15 protein-coding genes are annotated in these 16076 nt (G+C 59.0%); 10 read left to right on the forward strand and 5 right to left on the reverse strand.

The window, feature by feature from the left end; all coding sequences use genetic code 11:
- Positions 1 to 184 precede the first annotated feature (184 nt).
- The 4 genes from TQ98_RS13170 (at position 185) to TQ98_RS13185 (ending at position 4800) form a co-directional block, all read left to right on the forward strand.
- Positions 185 to 1267: an ABC transporter ATP-binding protein gene (locus tag TQ98_RS13170; protein ID WP_052659123.1), complete on the forward strand. Its 1083-nt coding sequence runs from the start codon at positions 185 to 187 to the stop codon at positions 1265 to 1267.
- Between the two features lie 41 nt (positions 1268 to 1308).
- The gene (locus TQ98_RS13175) at positions 1309 to 2583 is read left to right on the forward strand and encodes an ABC transporter permease (RefSeq protein WP_044870075.1); all 1275 of its coding nucleotides are present in this window, start codon (positions 1309 to 1311) and stop codon (positions 2581 to 2583) included.
- Positions 2584 to 2588: 5 nt separating this feature from the next.
- Positions 2589 to 3437: an ABC transporter permease gene (locus TQ98_RS13180; protein ID WP_044870076.1), complete on the forward strand. Its 849-nt coding sequence runs from the start codon at positions 2589 to 2591 to the stop codon at positions 3435 to 3437.
- A 140-nt stretch (positions 3438 to 3577) separates the two neighbouring features.
- Positions 3578 to 4800 (forward strand): IS3 family transposase gene (locus tag TQ98_RS13185; RefSeq protein ID WP_197708597.1). Its coding sequence is split into 2 segments (ribosomal slippage): positions 3578 to 3923 and positions 3923 to 4800, totalling 1224 coding nucleotides; the frame shifts between segments, so codons are not numbered across the junction.
- Positions 4801 to 5176: 376 nt separating this feature from the next.
- Here TQ98_RS13185 and TQ98_RS13190 read toward each other — a convergent pair.
- Complete coding sequence (locus TQ98_RS13190) at positions 5177 to 6475, reverse strand: Y-family DNA polymerase (RefSeq protein ID WP_044870078.1); 1299 nt, start codon at positions 6473 to 6475, stop codon at positions 5177 to 5179.
- Positions 6462 to 6893 (reverse strand): translesion error-prone DNA polymerase V autoproteolytic subunit, encoded by a 432-nt coding sequence (umuD, locus tag TQ98_RS13195; RefSeq protein WP_044870079.1) that lies wholly within the window; start codon positions 6891 to 6893, stop codon positions 6462 to 6464. Before umuD ends, TQ98_RS13190 begins: the two co-directional genes overlap by 14 nt.
- A 96-nt stretch (positions 6894 to 6989) precedes the next feature.
- On the opposite strand from umuD, the gene TQ98_RS13200 reads away from it, so the two are divergent.
- The 3 genes from TQ98_RS13200 (at position 6990) to TQ98_RS13210 (ending at position 9843) form a co-directional block, all read left to right on the forward strand.
- On the forward strand, positions 6990 to 7712 hold the full coding sequence (locus TQ98_RS13200) for an SOS response-associated peptidase (protein ID WP_044870080.1): 723 nt from the start codon (positions 6990 to 6992) through the stop codon (positions 7710 to 7712).
- A 341-nt stretch (positions 7713 to 8053) separates the two neighbouring features.
- Positions 8054 to 8971 carry an SH3 domain-containing protein gene (locus TQ98_RS13205; RefSeq protein ID WP_044870081.1) on the forward strand — a complete coding sequence of 306 codons (918 nt, stop codon included), beginning with the start codon at positions 8054 to 8056 and terminating at the stop codon, positions 8969 to 8971.
- A gap of 68 nt (positions 8972 to 9039) precedes the next feature.
- Positions 9040 to 9843, forward strand: a complete 804-nt coding sequence (locus TQ98_RS13210; RefSeq protein ID WP_044870082.1) for a hypothetical protein — start codon at positions 9040 to 9042, stop codon at positions 9841 to 9843.
- A gap of 150 nt (positions 9844 to 9993) precedes the next feature.
- Here TQ98_RS13210 and TQ98_RS13215 read toward each other — a convergent pair whose 3' ends face one another.
- Complete coding sequence (locus TQ98_RS13215; protein ID WP_242443117.1) at positions 9994 to 10827, reverse strand: C1 family peptidase; 834 nt, start codon at positions 10825 to 10827, stop codon at positions 9994 to 9996.
- 36 nt (positions 10828 to 10863) lie between these two features.
- The gene (locus TQ98_RS13220; RefSeq protein WP_044870083.1) at positions 10864 to 12501 is read right to left on the reverse strand and encodes a hypothetical protein; all 1638 of its coding nucleotides are present in this window, start codon (positions 12499 to 12501) and stop codon (positions 10864 to 10866) included.
- A gap of 286 nt (positions 12502 to 12787) precedes the next feature.
- Here TQ98_RS13220 and TQ98_RS28320 point away from each other — a divergent pair, with 286 nt between their 5' ends.
- On the forward strand, positions 12788 to 13027 hold the full coding sequence (locus tag TQ98_RS28320; protein ID WP_158249358.1) for a hypothetical protein: 240 nt from the start codon (positions 12788 to 12790) through the stop codon (positions 13025 to 13027).
- Positions 13028 to 13257: 230 nt separating this feature from the next.
- Here the strand turns inward: TQ98_RS28320 and TQ98_RS13230 are convergent, their stop codons facing one another.
- Positions 13258 to 13794, reverse strand: coding sequence for a WYL domain-containing protein (locus TQ98_RS13230; RefSeq protein ID WP_146036012.1), 537 nt, complete (start codon positions 13792 to 13794; stop codon positions 13258 to 13260).
- A gap of 151 nt (positions 13795 to 13945) precedes the next feature.
- Here TQ98_RS13230 and TQ98_RS27905 point away from each other — a divergent pair, with 151 nt between their 5' ends.
- The gene (locus TQ98_RS27905) at positions 13946 to 14236 is read left to right on the forward strand and encodes a hypothetical protein (RefSeq protein WP_044870084.1); all 291 of its coding nucleotides are present in this window, start codon (positions 13946 to 13948) and stop codon (positions 14234 to 14236) included.
- Positions 14237 to 14309: 73 nt separating this feature from the next.
- A complete protein-coding gene (locus TQ98_RS13240) occupies positions 14310 to 15965 on the forward strand; it encodes a choline dehydrogenase (protein ID WP_044870144.1) in 1656 nt (551 codons plus the stop codon).
- Positions 15966 to 16076: the final 111 nt, after the last annotated feature.

Genomic DNA, 16076 nt, shown 5'->3' on the forward strand with positions numbered 1-16076 from the left:
ATCCGCTGTGTAGCCAAGCCTTTTTCGCGACGAGCTGACACTGCTCCCCATCCACTCCCGACGTAGGGCGTTGCCCTACTGGGGATGGGCGTCTTCCGCCCAAGCAAGATCAGCGCTATGCGAAACGGTATGTGCACCGGCAGCAGATATCCACACGCTATTCGAACAAGAAACAGGTGCATCCATGGATTCACAATCTTTTGTCAGCTTCCGCAATGTCCAGAAGAGCTACGACGGTGAGTCGCTCGTCGTGAAAAATTTCAATCTGGAGATCGAGCAAGGTGAGTTCGTCACCATGCTCGGGCCGTCGGGCTCAGGCAAGACCACTTGCCTGATGATGCTGGCGGGATTCGAGACTGTCACCCACGGGCAGATCTGCATCGACCGCAAGCCGGTCAACGACATCGCCCCGCAGAAGCGTGGCATCGGCATGGTCTTCCAGAACTACGCGCTGTTCCCGCACATGACCATCGAGGAAAACCTGGCCTTCCCGCTGAAGGTGCGCAACCTATCCCGCAGCGAGATCCAGGAGAGGGTCCGCAAGGCCTTGGACATGGTCGCGCTGGGCAAGCTTGGCAGCCGTATGCCGGCCCAGCTTTCCGGCGGACAGAAGCAGCGAGTGGCATTGGCTCGCGCGTTAATCTTCGAACCGCGTCTGGTGCTGATGGACGAACCTCTCGGCGCGCTCGACAAGCAGCTGCGCGAGCAGATGCAGTACGAGATCAAGCGTCTCTCCAAGCAACTGGGCATCACGGTGGTGTACGTCACCCACGATCAGAGTGAGGCGCTGACCATGTCCGACCGCATCGCTGTGTTCAACGAGGGCATCGTGCAGCAACTGGCCAACCCGTCAGATCTCTACGAGAAGCCGGAGACCGCTTTCGTCGCTAGCTTCATCGGCGAGAACAATCGCCTACACGGCGAGGTTGTCGAGCAGCAGGACGGATACTGCACCGTGCGGGTTGGTGAACACATGGTGAAAGCGCTAGCGGTAAAGGTGGCGGGCGTAGGTGCACCGGCCACGCTGTCGATTCGCCCGGAGCGGATCCTGATCAATCCGGGGCAGTGGGAGTGCGAGAACCGCATGCCTGCACGCATCCTGGAAGTGATTTATCACGGCGATCACCTACGCGCACGACTGGAGTTGGCCGGGCACCAGGAGTTCATTGTCAAAGTAGTGAATGCTGCCGGCATGGCCTGCCCGAGCCTGGGCGAAAGGATCTACGTTGGTTGGGCCGTTGAGGACTGCCGGGCACTGGACGCCTGACCCGTTTCCCCCTGCATTCCAGTATCTCTCCGGAGCTTCAAATGAGCAGTTCGTACCCAGTGAATCCGACACTCGACGCTGTGAGCGTGGAACTCGGCCAGGCGAGCCTGAAGAACAAGCTTGCGCAGGCAGAGCGCATCAACAAGACCCGGTCATTCCTCCTGGTCCTGCCGTTGCTGGCGTTCATCGTAGTGTTCTTCCTCTTGCCGATCGGCAACATGCTGATCCGCAGCGTTCAGAACACCACAATGTCGACCTACATGCCGCAAACCACGCAGGCTCTGCAGGCTTGGGACGGTGAAGCAATACCCTCGGAGCAGGTGTTCTCCGTGCTAGGCAAGGAGATGCTGAGCCTTGCGCGGGAACAGCAACTCGACCGCGTCGGCACGGACCTGAATCGTGTCAAAAGTGGACTGAAGAGCCTGATCAGTAAAACAGCGCGTGAACTGGGTAAGGCGCCGCCGCTACAGGGCGCTTATGCCTCCAGCATGATGAGGATCGACGGTCGCTGGGGCAAGCTGGACACCTGGACCCAGCTCAAGAGCATGGCGCCGGCTTACTCCGCAATCCACTATCTGTCCGCACTCGACCTCCAGTATGACGACCGCGGCAATGTGGTACGGCAGCCTGAGTCCAGGCAGATCTACGTCGATGTGCTACTGAAGACCCTGGCCATCACATTCGGCATCACCGTGCTGTGCATGATCTTGGGCTACCCGCTGGCCTACATGCTCGCCACGCTGCCGGCAAAGATCAGCAATGTCTTGATGATTCTGGTGCTGCTGCCGTTCTGGACCTCGTTGCTGGTCCGCACCACCGCCTGGATGGTGATCCTGCAGTCCAATGGGGTGCTAAACAGCACGCTGCTCAAGCTCGGCCTCATCGGACAGCCGCTCGACCTCATGTTCAACATGTGGGGCACCGTGATTGCCATGACGCACATCTTGCTGCCGTTCATGGTGCTGCCGATGTACAGCGTGATGAAAAGCATCGACAGCACTTACATCCGGGCCGCGCACTCAATGGGGGCCAGCTCGTTCCGTACCTTCTTCCGCATCTATTTCCCGCTGTCGCTGCCTGGACTGAGCGCTGGCGGCATCCTCGTGTTCATCCTGGCCATCGGGTACTACATCACTCCAGCTCTGGTCGGTGGGCGCACGGGGCAAGTCATCAGCAACTTCATCGCCTACCACATGCAGACCTCCCTCAACTGGGGCCTGGCCGCCGCCATCGGCAGCATCCTGCTGATGATCGTTCTGCTGCTCTATTGGCTCTATGACCGTGTCGTCGGCATCAGCAACATGAAACTGGGGTAATCAAGATGAGCCTTCCAAGCTACACCGGCCCGCTGGGGCGCATGTGGTTCTACAGCGTTCGTGGCTTCGCCTCGCTGGTTCTGTTGTTTCTCGTGTTGCCGATCCTCGTCGTCACGCCATTGTCGTTCAACGTTGAGCCGTACTTCAGCTTCACCAGCGGGATGCTCAGCCTCGATCCCGACGCGTTCTCACTGCGCTGGTATCACCAGTTGCTCGAGGACCCGTTGTGGTTGTTGTCCTTCAAGAACAGCCTGCTCATTGCGGTCTGCTCCACCGCTATTGCAACGGGATTGGGAACCCTGGCAGCTCTAGGACTGAGTCGGTCGAACCTGCCCTTCAAAGGCCTGCTGATGGGGACACTTATCTCGCCGATGATTGTTCCGGTGATCATCTCGTCCGCGGGAATGTACTTTTTCTACAGCACGCTCGGCATTGCCCAGAGCCACCTGGGTATCATCCTGGCGCATGCGGTGTTGGGCATTCCGTTCGTGATCATCACCGTCACCGCGACCCTGGTCGGATTTGATCATTCTCTGACTCGCGCTGCTTCCAGCCTTGGTGCGTCACCGGCCTACACCTTCTTCAGGGTCACCTTTCCGATCATTCGACCGGGGATCATTTCGGGAGCCCTGTTCGCGCTGGTCACTTCGTTCGATGAGGCCGTAGTCGTGCTGTTCCTAGGTGGTGTGGAGCAACGCACCATCCCACGGCAAATGTGGTCGGGCATGCGCGAGCAGATCAGCCCGACCATCCTTGCGGCCGCCACCTTGCTCATACTCGGCTCCGTGTTGCTTCTGGTCGCAATTGAGGTCATGCGGCGGCGTTCTCTACGCTTGAGGGGTATCAAGGAGTAGATCTCCGGTGCCAACTTTCAGATTACGTCAGGCAGCGACTCATATTCAGTTGGCGGATAAATCCTAGGGGCCCATTGGGCCCCTTTTATACATGCCTACCAGTTGCAGATCTGTACGCGCACCGGCAAACGACTGTGTTTATGACTACCAGCAAAGACAAAACCATCGAAGTACTCGGCCAGGAGCGGCGGCGCCGCTGGAGCGTCGAGGAAAAACTGGCCATGGTGCGCGAGAGTCTCGAGCCCGGGCAAAGCGTCTCGGTGGTGGCCCGGCGCAACGGCATCAACCCCAACCAACTGTTCCACTGGCGCAAGCTCTACCAGGACGGCAGCCTGTCGGCGGTCAGTGCCGGTGAAGCGGTGGTGCCCGCCTCCGAGTTGGCCGATGCGCTGAAGCAGATCCGCGAACTGCAACGGATGCTGGGCAAGAAGACCATGGAGGCCGAGATCCTCAAGGAAGCGGTGGAGATCGCCCGCTCGCGAAAATGGATTGCGCACTCACCCTTGTTGCCGGGGGACGACCAGTGAAGGTGGTCAGTGAGAGTCTCGGTGTGGCGCGCTCGCAATTGACGGCTCGACTCAAACAACCCGCTCCAGGGCTGCGGCCTCGTCGGCGCCGAGCGTTCAACGATGTGACCTTGGTCGAGCAGATCCAGCAGGCAGTCGGCGCCCTGCCCAGCTATGGCTATCGTCGGGTCTGGGGTCTGTTGCGTCGGCAGCATGAGCAACAGGCCCTGCCACCGGTCAACGTGAAGCGGGTTTACCGCGTCATGCGTGATCACGATCTGTTGCTGGAACGCCGGCGTAAGCAGCCGGGTGTGGCGCGGCGTCACGAAGGTCGTGTCGCCGTGGATACAAGCAACACCCGCTGGTGTTCGGATGGCTTCGAGTTCCGCTGCGAGGATGGTGACAAACTGCGCGTGACCTTCGCTCTGGACTGCTGCGACCGCGAAGCCATCAGCTGGGTAGCCAGCCCACACGGCTACAGTGGCGACGATGTCCGCGACGTGATGCTGGAAGCCGTCGAGCAACGCTTCGGTAGCGAGCTGCCTGCGGCGCCGGTGCAATGGCTGAGCGATAACGGCTCGGCCTATACCGCCGAACAGACCCGGGCCTTTGCCCGGCAGATCGGCCTGCTACCTCTGACAACACCGGTGTGCAGCCCACAGAGCAACGGGATGGCGGAGAGCTTCGTGAAGACCATGAAGCGCGACTATATCCGCCACATGCCCAAGCCCGACCGAGCGACGGCCCTGCGCAACCTGGCCATCGCCTTCGAGCATTACAACGAGGAACATCCGCACAGCGCACTGAACTACCGCTCACCTCGGGAGTTCAGACGCTTGGCTGAGGCATCAACTTAACGGGGTGCCTATCCCTTATGGTAAGGGGGAAACGGTGTCCTGTGTTTCAAGGGGCTCGTTCACAGCCCTTTCCATCGATCACCTCTGCCGTGGGGGACCATTGGCAGCATGGCGATGGCCGCTTTCTTTAGCTGTTAAGGCTTGTTTAGCTGGACAGCTAAACAAGCGTTTTTCGCTAATGATTAGGTCGGATGGCTAGATTTGCTGGTAACAAATCGATTGGCCGATCGGGTCTTGCCGGCCAGAAGCGGCTGTTCATGGCCGCGATCCAACACTCAGAACGGGCCTCGGTAGCCTTCGCATTTATCCAGCGCTAGCAAGGTGTCTAAATCGGGCTTTCCGATGACGCGGCCAACAGTCTCCTTCGCATTTAATTTCACATTTTCTGGTCGTGTCTGCCGACCTCCCAGAGCTGATCGAGGCGGGTTGTATAGCTCAGCCTCATCAGTTCTCGCCGCATGCCCCAGTCCGGCGCTGCGGGCACGCCACCTGGTCGGACCGTTCCACGCCCCCATCGCGAGTTAATGGCATCCATCACGGCCATGGTCTTGCTGGCCCGTTCAGACTGGACCGGGGCAAACAGATCGAGAGTGAACTCGCCAGGCTGTCGCAGATCCATCAGCAGCACCTCGGCCTTTCTGAAGGCGTAGCCGGGTCGGTACACGATCTCCAGGCCCTCCGCCGCGGCCTTGGTGATCAGGCGAGTGTCGTCGGTGGGGTAAGGCAACTCCACCGCCACGCCCTTGGCAAACTTGGGTTCGTCTGGATTGAACATGCCGGTGCGGATGCTCACGCGTACTTGCTTGCACATTGAGCCCTGAGCACGGAGCTTTTCGCAGGCCCGCGCCGCATAGGTAGCCACCGCCTCGCGGATCGGTGCTAAGTCGTGCAGACGTTTTCCAAACATCCGGCTGCAGCAGATCTCCTGCTTCGGTGGTGCAGCGTCTTCCAGTTCCAGGCAAGCGATGCCGCGCAGCTCGCGTGCAGTCTTCTCTACCACCACGCTAAACTTGTTTCGCAGTGTCCAGGCGTCGGCGTGGGCCAGGTCCCAGGCAGTCTTGATTCCCATCTCATTGAGGTGCGCGGTCATGCGCCGGCCAATGCCCCACACATCGCTCACCTCGCAGATCCTGAGCAATCGATCACGCCGTGCAGGATCGCGGATATCCAGTACACCGCCGGTTTGTTGCTGCCATTTCTTCGCGCCATAGTTCGCTAATTTGGCCAGAGTCTTGGAGCTGCCGATGCCGACCCCAACCGGGATACCCGTGCAGCGCAGTACCCGAGCACGCATCTCGCGGCCAACGCGCACCAGGTCACCCGGCAACCCCGTCAGGTCGGCGAAGCATTCGTCGATGCTGTAGATCTCCACCGTCGGTGCCATCTCCTCGAGCAGCGTCATGACCCGCTCACTCATGTCGCCGTAGAGCGCGTAATTGCTGGAGAAGGCCAGGATGCCATGGCGGCGCAGGGTGTTCTTGATCTGGAAGTATGGCTCGCCCATCTTCACGAATGGCTTGGCGTCCGCGCTGCGCGCAATCACGCAGCCGTCATTGTTCGACAGCACGACGATGGGCGTGCGCACGAGGTCAGGCCGGAATACCCGCTCACAGCTGGCATAGAACGAGTTGCAGTCGATCAGGGCGATGGCCCTGGAGTGATCAGCGCTTGCCATGGCAACGAATGCTGTAGTCGACCACGCCCCAGAACAGCAACTCGTCCCCCTCCAAGATGTAGCGTGAGGCATATCGAGGATTCTCCGGACAGAGGACCCACTGCTCACCGTCCTTCTTCAGCCGCTTCACCGTCGGCTCGCCATTCACGGCAGCAATCACGATGTCGCCTGGTACCGCCTGCTTCGAGCGATCCACCACCATGAGGTCGCCGTCATGAATGCCGGCGCCGACCATGCTGTCTCCCGCGCATCGAACCAGGTAAGTCTGGGGCGCTCGAATGTTCAGGATCTCATCGAGCGAAATAGTCCGCTCCAGGTGATCCTGGGCGGGAGAGGGAAAGCCGGCCGGCACGCGAAACGAATAGAGCGGGAGTCGGCAACTACGTGCGACTAGGCGCGCAACAACATCCAAAGTAATGGGAAAGGCTCATCACCATACTACTGTATATAATTACAGTAATAGACGACGGCCATTTCCTACAATGGGAAGGGTGACGAGCGGAGGACAAAGGGTATGTGCGGCCGGTACGTGAGCCCATCAGATCGAGCGATTGAAGACTACTGGCATATCGGCGCTCGGAATTCGGGCGGCTGGGTCCAATCATTCAACGTGGCACCGACCACCCAGGTGCCGTTGCTACGCTTGGACCAACAGGGCGAACTCGAGCTGCGCGCGGCGCGTTGGGGTCTGATTCCTTTCTGGTGGAAACAACCAAAGCCGCCAGCTTTCGGCTTCAACGCGCGCAGCGAGGAAGCAGCGGCGAAACCCATGTGGCGTGAAAGTCTGCGCACTCATCGCTGCCTGATGCCGGCGCAGGGCTGGTACGAATGGAATGAGCGACAACACACATGGAGCCGCTCCGGCCGCAAGGTCAACCAGCCGTACTACCACCATGCCCTGGATAACTCAGTGCTGGCGGTTGCCGGCATCTGGTCCACCTGGTGCAATACGCATGGTGAGGAGGTACTTTCCTGCGCCTTGCTGACCAAAGATGCCCTCGGTCCGGTGGCAGCCGTTCACCACCGTATGCCGGTCATCCTGGCGCCGGAGCAGTTCGATCTCTGGCTGTCTCCCGACACCACGACCGAACAAGTTCATAGCGCCATTGCCCTCAGCCGCCAGGACCTCGCTGCTTATCCCGTCACCACAGATGTCGGCAACACCCGGAACAATTTCCCCGAGCTAATCGAGCCCGTATCGGAGCCGCGAATCGATGAATCGATGGGGCCCCGATAGCGATTGCGATGGAAGAGAGATGCGCGGGTTAGCTGTTGCCAGGATTATGCTGCGCCTATCGTTTCTATCCACCCCTCGAGCCCATTGGCCTTCGCGCGAGACTTTCGCATCTGCGGCATCGTTATTTCCGGAAAAATCCCGAGAAAAAACTCACCTCACCATGAGGTAAATGTGGCTGTGATCCGCACGCAATCAACGCCCTTATTTAGTCAGTAGCTCTCCGCTGGCTTTATGCGCAACTATGTGAAAATCCATAGTTTGCAAAGCCCCCGAAATACAACAGCAATCCCAAGCCATCGGCGGCTCGCGCTACGGGCGAATCACGGAGGAGACAACGGCGAATGGATGATCACAGAACGATAACGTCGCTGCTGGGCGGTACTACCTCCATGCGGGATCTCGACGTGGATACGGTAGCGCTGGTCCTGAATTCGATTTCGCGCTTGAGCGCTTCCCTGCGTACCAATGAGGGCGCAGAGAAAACGCTGTCCAAGCACTATCACTACTACTACTCCGACGACAGCTTCACCAGGCCAGCCCAGCGCTTGGCGTCCGCCGCCATCAGGCAATTGCTGAAGAACCCAAAATTCCACAAGGGCATCGAGGAAGCCGGCGGGGCTCCACAGGGTAACTTTGAATCGACGCTGGCCGGCATCTTCGCCGCCTCGATTTCCTCGGAGTCCGTGGACAGCTTTGTAAGCGCACTTACGACACGCCTGCAGCAGGATGCTCCGAAACCACCGACCCAGCACGTCCATCTCCACGGATTCGAAGCGACTGAGTTCGGTACCCCTACGATCACAACTGCCAGTCCCACGACTGCTCAGAACCCCAGCGTTACCGTCACCACGGTTACCAGTCCCACGCTGCCTATTGCATCCAACTCCATTCCTACATGGGTTTGGTTTTTCCTTCTGATGCTGCTCCAGGTGCTGGTGAACTGGAATGTCGCGCGAGAGGGGCTGGCCGACATCCTTGGCCGGTTGCCGCCCAACGGAGTCTTGGCGGAATTGCGCAAGGAACTCCGAGTCCAGTTGAGCGGTAAGCCTGGCGACTACCGGCTGGTCAAAGGCGATCGTGTGAACCTGCGCGCCGGACCTTCGATGAAGGCAGAAGCACTCATCCAGCTCAACAAAGGGGATCTGGTTGCTGTGCTGGGAAAAGAGGACCGTACCTGGTTAAACGTCCTTTACAAGAAGGACGGCGTCTTGATTGAAGGTTACATGTCAACCAAGTACCTGAAGCGCACCCGACCATAGGGCTGTGCAGGGAAGATCTGCGCTACTGAGCGCTCGACTGCAGCAGCATCATCCGCAACGAGAGAACGATGACCGACGACACCACCTCGAAAGACAGGCCCTGGGAAGACACGCTCATCCTGGCGTTCAGGGACATGCAGTGGATCCACAAGATTCAGCATTCGACCAGCACCGTGAAGACGCACCTCGCTCGACCGCCGGGACTCATGATCAAGCTTGATGGCAACGCTGAGGCAGCTGCTGGCGACGTCATCACCAGCGTCGGTCGGCGCTACTTCCTGCTCGAATTCAAATCCGCAGCCTCGCTTTTCTACACAGAGAAGAGCAAGCGCGTTCACGACCTACTCAATGCGATCGCGTATGTACGCGATGATTGGCAGGACCTGATCGGGCTCTCTGAGCGCGGCCATTTCATGGTCTTCCCGCGCTCGAAAATCGGTGGCGACCATGTGGATAAGCCATTTGCCCAGCTGCATCACCTCGACCTGCGATGCCTACCCTATTACCGCGCGATTCAAGAAGAGGGCCGTGCAGATCTCGTAGCCGAGGCACCAAAGCTCGGATCGGTTTTCTACGGTAAAGGCGCAGGGTTGAGCCTGAATGAGATCTCTCAGTACCTCAGCGCACTCGCGGAGAAGGGTACAGAAAGCGAGGGTGATGACGCGCCGTTCAAAGCGGTAATCGCAGACTCGAAGGGATTGTTTTGGCCGGTCGGAAAGCTCTCCGATTTCAGAGGATTCGTAAACAGCTTCAGCTCATACCAGATGCCCGAGCCCACTGCGGAGCCGCTCAAAGAATCGCTTGCGCTGGCTTTGCGGCGCCGCGGCGATGATTGGGATTCCGGCGACGGTCCTGGCGGTATGGGTAGCTGATCAAACCAGGTCGATAGGGCTGTGTGGTGCGAAGCGCATTCATTCTGCTCAACCTCGACTGGAAGACTGCACTGCATCTACGAAGAGAGTGGCGCCGCGCTGCCGGTTCGTCGGCGTAAAAACCGGGCATGGGCCCGGTTCTTCATGCGCTCAGACCTGCACCGTGTAAGCCGGTCTAGGTGCCAACTCACCAGGCGGGTTGTCGGTGAGAAGCCCGCAGGTGCCCATTTTGATGCGGCCGAACCCCGTGCCATCCCCCCAATTGGTGCCGAGGCTGTTCTTGATCGTCCATGCATCCGGCGTGTAGCCCACCACGCATACAGAATGCAGCCTCGGCACACCTAGGGCCATGTTCGGCGAATAGCTTGGCGCACGATTCGTGGTGTAGTCGAAGAAGTCATCCCAAACATACATGTCGGTGACAATCGGCTCTTGTGTGAGGCGAGTTCGCGCGGCCGCTAACGGTACGTCAGAGAATCCCTGCAATGTGGCGTAGATGCCGACGGCAGGACAGGACATCGACGGGAAGGGAGTCGCATCGGAAAGCGAGACTGCATACCCGATTTCCTCCAGGAGCATCAGCAATCGCCGAGGCTCAATTCCGAAAGAGCAAATCTCCTTTGGGTTGTTGTTTCCACGATGCACAACGCACGTGTGCATATGCTGCGCGGCAACATCGGGTGCCTGCGTGCCGTACGTGATGATCGTCGCGATCTCTATGGCCGCCGCTGCCGCGAAGCTCGTGCAGCTGTTGCAGCCACCCTGGAATTTTACGGGCGGGATCGATACGTGCTCACGCAAATCGTAGGCTTTGGGCGGACGCTCCAGCGCGAATTCGACATAGCCCTTTAGTTCCTTCCACTTCGACGGCTCGTAGGGCTCCGGTGTCGGTTTGGCAAAGGTTGCGTAAGCAGCCCGCAAGCGCTCCGCCTGTTCACGAAGCTCCGCTTCCTGCTGATCACTGGGATAGGTGAGAGGCATCATGGGGCAATCCTTTGCAGGTAATAGCGCGTCATGGCACTAGGGCAGCGACTGCGTCTGAGCTTTAACCTTTGCGTTCATAGCGTTTAGCAGCGCCGTCTGGGCGTTGATGAGCGTAGTTTGCGCCCCCAGTGCGCTGGTCTGATCCACCACCTGGGAGTTCGCCTGAGCGGTCGCGAGAACGGCCTGGGCCTGCATGACCGAAGCTTGCGCATTGAGGCTACCCGCTTGCTGCTGGAAGCCCTGGATGGAAGCGTTCTGCTGGGCCGCCGAGTTGGCCACCTGCGCATTGATCAACGCTGTCTGGGCGTTGAGAGTGCCGGTCTGCCCCTGCAAGCCTGCTGTCTGCTTTGCGGTTTGGAGAGCGATATCCGCGTTAGCCTGATCGATTTCCGCCTTGGTCTTCGCAAGCTCAGCAGCGCGCAGCCCGGCAGGTAGCGCCGCCACTTGCGTCGCCGCATCCTTGGTGGCACCGGTAAGTGCCGAGGCGGCGGCAACCTTTTGCGTGGTTTGCAGTACAGTCGGAGCGCCATTGGCGTCGAGCGTGATGGCCGCACTCTCGGATCGGAATGCGCCGCCTGAAATCGGCAATGCATAGGCAGGGCCGACCTGAAGCACGGCAAACTCGGCGACGGTTTGGCTTTCTGCCAGCGATTGCCCAGCGGTGAAACTGGCTGGGCAGGGCTTACCGGTGCACATCGCCAACATAGCGGTGCGAGGCAGCCGAACCGGAAGACCGAGTTTCACGTTGGCATCCGTCGCAACTGGCGGTGCGTTCCAATTGCCCCCTACCGGCTGTGTGTACAAAGCCAGGTGGACACCGAGCTGTTTGGTGGCGTTGGGTCCATCGACACCCGTCACAAGCCACTTATCCAGCACGCTCTGATTGATCGAGAAGGGCTTGCTCGTGTGGAACTCGGAAGATTTATCAGGCCAAGTCACCGTCTGAATGTTGGTCGAGGCCTTCACCGCGCCAGCGAAATCGCTTTGGAACTTCTCCAGGTCAATTCGCGCGGTCTCCTGTTCACCGAGCGCCTTGACGAGCTTCTTCTTGAGGTCCTTGTCGCCCTTGTTTGCAGAGGCTTGTGCAGACAAAACAGCAACGTCGGCGGTTTTCTGCGCCAAGGTCGCGGTGGCCTCGTCCACAGTCTTCTTAAGTGGGGTCCCGCCAGCGGGGTAAAGCGTGTCGACCGCCGTCTTGAGCGCCGCAGAGCAAATCTCGCTTGGCCCAACCACAGCGGGTTTTTGCCCTGCGGCACCAGCTGCAGCAAAAGCGATCGCAATCTGCGCCGCGGTCCCGATCACATTACCAATGACCGCCGCTGTCGCATCCGCCGTTTCCGCGTTCAGAGCGGTATTGTACCCCCCGGTTGAAAGTGTGGACTTGATGTCGCTGGTGGCGAACCAACCGTTGGATGTCAGGAGGAAACGCTGCTCGGGATCGGCAACCGTACTAGCCGACGCCAGCGTCTCGACCTTGCCTTTGATAGTTGGGCCGCACTGCGTGATATGGCGCGTAATTGTGACCGTGAAACGCGTCATGGCCATGTTCCAGGGCGCGCCTTGCATCTGGGCCGTGGAGTCGAGCGAGGGTGCCTTGGTGACGGTAATTCCTGCGCATCCAGCGATGAGCGCAGCGCACGCGGTGACAAGAGCCGAACTAACTCGATTGCCCATATCCTGCTCCTCCAATGAGCCCTCTGGATCGGAACATCGCGCTCGACACCGCTCGGTGGTGAACGCCAATGAGATATGCGCTCGGCCTGCCTTTCCTTGGACAACTCAATTGATGGCCAATTGCCAGAACGCGCGCCAGCGCAAGTCAAGTTCAGCTCAAGGACGCGGTCAAGTCTGGTAACGACTCACAGGAATATCCGACATGGGCTAATGGCACACGTGCTTCGTCCAAACCTAAGCGGGTCAACTACAACCCCTGCGCTAGAAATTTCACGAGTGCAAGCGGATGGCGACTTTCAACGACCTGGAAGAAAACAGCTCGCTTACTGCGTGGCAGCAATTTTACGCAACGCTTGGCCGTCGCCTTCACGGCAGCGCCAGTCCCGTGAATTTTTGCCACCAACAGCAGCGCGAGGGTGGCATCAAGAAGCGTCATAAAGATTGGTCTGAGCAATCACAAAGTCGGTTCGATGGAGATCGCGTGTGGGCACGTCGCATTACCAAGGCCATCACATGCCTGGTGTGAGCCCCGCGCGAACTCCAGCGAGTGAGTTCAGAGCAGACATGCGAGCCAGAGGATACGCCGGGCGGTAATTTGCTTCAGCCACATAGTTCCTCGCGAGGCCAATGTGGAATGAGAAAGCTCCTACTCCTGCCACCGCGCTTCCTTGGGCAGATCAATTGGCTGCTGCAGCATGAGCAAATGCTCCGGCGCACGCTCACGCTCAGGGTCGACCGCAGCCCGGAACGACTGGATTACGTATTTGGCGAGGGATGCCCGGACATTGAACACGATCGCAGTGGTCCCCCCATGTATTCCTCGCGCACCATTTGCGCCTGCTCGGCGGAGAGGCCTCTGTGCGGGACCAAGCGCACCGAAACCATTCGGTGCCAGTTTTGATCCTGCTCGACGCCCGGCAACATCCGATCGTCCGCCAGGCTGACGGCCGAGATCCGCCCCCGGTTGAAATCCCGATAATCACCCGCTTTCTCGCAGTAGGCCCGCAGGTGCCATCGCGGTCCCGCTTGAATCAACGAGTGGGGACGAATCAGCCGTTCGTGAGCCTCTGGGTTGTTCATCGAGCGATACACCAGCTTCACGCAGAGCCCCAGACGCATCGCACGATGAAGCCGCGAAAACGGTGTGGGGAGAATGGCCGTGGCATCGAGTTGCGAGCTCTCAAAAGGGACGCCGGCGGAAATCGCATCCAGGGATCCAGCAGCTCCGATAAGCCGCTGGTACTCGCTAAACACGCCGCGCGTCAGTGTCGGTTGAAGGTTCGCCGCACTCACATAGCTTTTGCTGCTTGTCTCTGCCTCACAGGCGTTCGGGTATTCAGCTCTGAAGCCGGCAATGTCCCGGCTGGCCAGCGTTTCATGGATGTGGAACAGGTCGAGTAAACGAGATCGGGAGACTCTTCCCTCCCAAAGAAGGAGTGTCTCGATGGCTTCGAAGCGTTCTTGCCCGACGGTGCAGGCCTTTGATCACGCGCTCGCGGTACCGCTGCTCATAGTGATCGGCACCAAGATCCTGATAGGCCATATCGAAACGCATCGCGTTGTAGAACGGGATGACGATCTTGCGCGCAGTGGCGGTCACGGCCTTGGCCAACCATTACCTCACGGCAAAGACCTCGTCAGGGACGATTTCTCAATAGAACGGGAATCTAACCTTTGTAAAGTACCAGATCACTGGTTGGTTCCGAGTGAGTTGTCCCTGTTTCATTTTTACTAAGATCCTGTCATTCTCTGTAAACGTTTACTAGATGCCGTTTCTTCGATGAACGGCGGACTTCTTGGGTGACATCATGCGTGACATCAACGGGCGGGCAATCCAGAAAACCTACGACTACATCGTCATCGGCTCAGGCTCTGCTGGCAGCGTCGTGGCGGGCCGTCTTTCGGAAGACACCAGTAGCTCCGTCTTGATGCTTGAGGCCGGTCCCTCCGACCAGAGTCTCTACATCCGGATGCCGGCTGCGCTTGGCTTCCCGCTGATGAGTGATCGTTTCAACTGGTACATGCATTCCGAACCCGAGAAGGAACTGGGAAATCGCACCATCTACGAAGCGCGTGGCCGTGTTCTGGGTGGCTCCAGCTCCATCAACGGGATGAACTGGGTGCGTGGCAATCCCTGGGACTACGACAACTGGGGGGCTATGGGGCTTGAGGGTTGGAGCTACGCCGAATGCCTGCCGTACTTCCGTAAGGCTGAGACGTTCGACAAAGGCGAGGACGCCTACCGTGGTGGGAATGGCCCGATGCACATCGAGACGTGCAAAGCGGACAACCCCCTTTATCACGCCTTCCTCGATGCTGGTGTTCAGGCTGGCTATCAACGGGTGGATGATCACAACGGCTTCCGGCAGGAAGGTGTGCACATAACTCAGCGCAATGTCCACAAAGGCATTCGCTGGAGCACCTCCCAGGCATACATCCATACCAACGCTGATCGCTTGAACCTGCATGTTCTTGATCGTGCGCAGGTCACTCGAATCGAGTTCGCGGGCAAGCGTGCAGTGCGAGTCCACTATGTGCGCCAAGGGCAACCCTACGTAGTGGAAGTGGGTAAGGAAGCCATCCTGTGTGCCGGCGCTATCCACTCCCCACATCTGCTGCAACTTTCAGGGATCGGCAATGCGGATCACCTGTCGCAGTTCTCGATCAAGAGTGTCGTGCATTTGCCAGGCGTCGGTGAGGGCATGAAGGACCACATCGCTTCGCCGGTACAATTCCGGGCGACCCAGAACGTCTCCATTGCCAAGCAACTCACCCCGCTCGGTAAAGCCAAGCTTGGTCTGCTCTGGACGCTGTTCAAGAAGGGCCTGGGGGCTACCAACTTTTTTGAGGTTGGAGCGTTCATCCGTACCCATGATGACGTGAAAGTCCCGAACGTTCAGTTCGAGTTCATCCCTATGCTGGGCGAGTTCCAACATGGCAGCGTCCAGCTGGAGAACGGCTTCCAGTACTTCTTCAGCCTGATGCGTCCGACCAGTACGGGACGTGTCTGGCTGGGCTCGGCCGATCCGCTAGCGGCACCCAAGTTCAGCTTCAACTTCCTCTCCACCGAAGAGGACAAGCGAGACGCAATTGCCGCGGTCAAGGCGATTCGTCACGTGGTGTCGCAGCAGGCCTGGGACCCTTATCGCGGCGAGGAAGTAACTCCGGGTGCGGGTGTCAGCAGCGACGAGCAGATCCTTGCGAGCCTGCGTGCGCTGGCCGGTACCAACTATCACCCCTCGTGTTCCTGCCGCATGGGCAACGACGCCAACAGCGTGGTGGATGCCTGGGGGCGCGTACACGAAACCGAAAACCTTCGTGTCATCGACGCCTCGATCATGCCGGAGATCGTCAGCGGCAATCTCAACGCGCCGATCATCATGATGGCGGAGAAGCTTTCGGATCACATTCGGGGCCGGGCGCCCCTGCCCAAGTCCAACGCATCCTATTACCTGCCGACCTGAGGGCCAGCAGGAGTCGCCATCGGCTGCGGTCGATTGGTTGAGGATATGAGTTATCTCTTCGTCCAGGCGCTGCCAGGGCGGATCTACAACACCAATGTTCGACATTTAGTT

The organism is Pseudomonas sp. LFM046 (assembly GCF_000949385.2).
Lineage (GTDB): Bacteria > Pseudomonadota > Gammaproteobacteria > Pseudomonadales > Pseudomonadaceae > Metapseudomonas.

What these genes read in the sequence shown, in the direction of transcription:
- TQ98_RS13170 (WP_052659123.1), top strand. Translation starts at nt 185, where the DNA reads ATGGATTCACAATCTTTTGTCAGCTTCCGCAATGTCCAGAAGAGCTAC.
- TQ98_RS13175 (WP_044870075.1), top strand. Translation starts at nt 1,309, where the DNA reads ATGAGCAGTTCGTACCCAGTGAATCCGACACTCGACGCTGTGAGCGTG.
- TQ98_RS13180 (WP_044870076.1), top strand. Translation starts at nt 2,589, where the DNA reads ATGAGCCTTCCAAGCTACACCGGCCCGCTGGGGCGCATGTGGTTCTAC.
- TQ98_RS13190 (WP_044870078.1), bottom strand. Translation starts at nt 6,475, where the DNA reads ATGGCAAGCGCTGATCACTCCAGGGCCATCGCCCTGATCGACTGCAAC.
- TQ98_RS13200 (WP_044870080.1), top strand. Translation starts at nt 6,990, where the DNA reads ATGTGCGGCCGGTACGTGAGCCCATCAGATCGAGCGATTGAAGACTAC.
- TQ98_RS13205 (WP_044870081.1), top strand. Translation starts at nt 8,054, where the DNA reads ATGGATGATCACAGAACGATAACGTCGCTGCTGGGCGGTACTACCTCC.
- TQ98_RS13210 (WP_044870082.1), top strand. Translation starts at nt 9,040, where the DNA reads ATGACCGACGACACCACCTCGAAAGACAGGCCCTGGGAAGACACGCTC.
- TQ98_RS13215 (WP_242443117.1), bottom strand. Translation starts at nt 10,827, where the DNA reads ATGATGCCTCTCACCTATCCCAGTGATCAGCAGGAAGCGGAGCTTCGT.
- TQ98_RS13220 (WP_044870083.1), bottom strand. Translation starts at nt 12,501, where the DNA reads ATGGGCAATCGAGTTAGTTCGGCTCTTGTCACCGCGTGCGCTGCGCTC.
- TQ98_RS28320 (WP_158249358.1), top strand. Translation starts at nt 12,788, where the DNA reads ATGGCGACTTTCAACGACCTGGAAGAAAACAGCTCGCTTACTGCGTGG.
- TQ98_RS27905 (WP_044870084.1), top strand. Translation starts at nt 13,946, where the DNA reads ATGGCTTCGAAGCGTTCTTGCCCGACGGTGCAGGCCTTTGATCACGCG.
- TQ98_RS13240 (WP_044870144.1), top strand. Translation starts at nt 14,310, where the DNA reads ATGCGTGACATCAACGGGCGGGCAATCCAGAAAACCTACGACTACATC.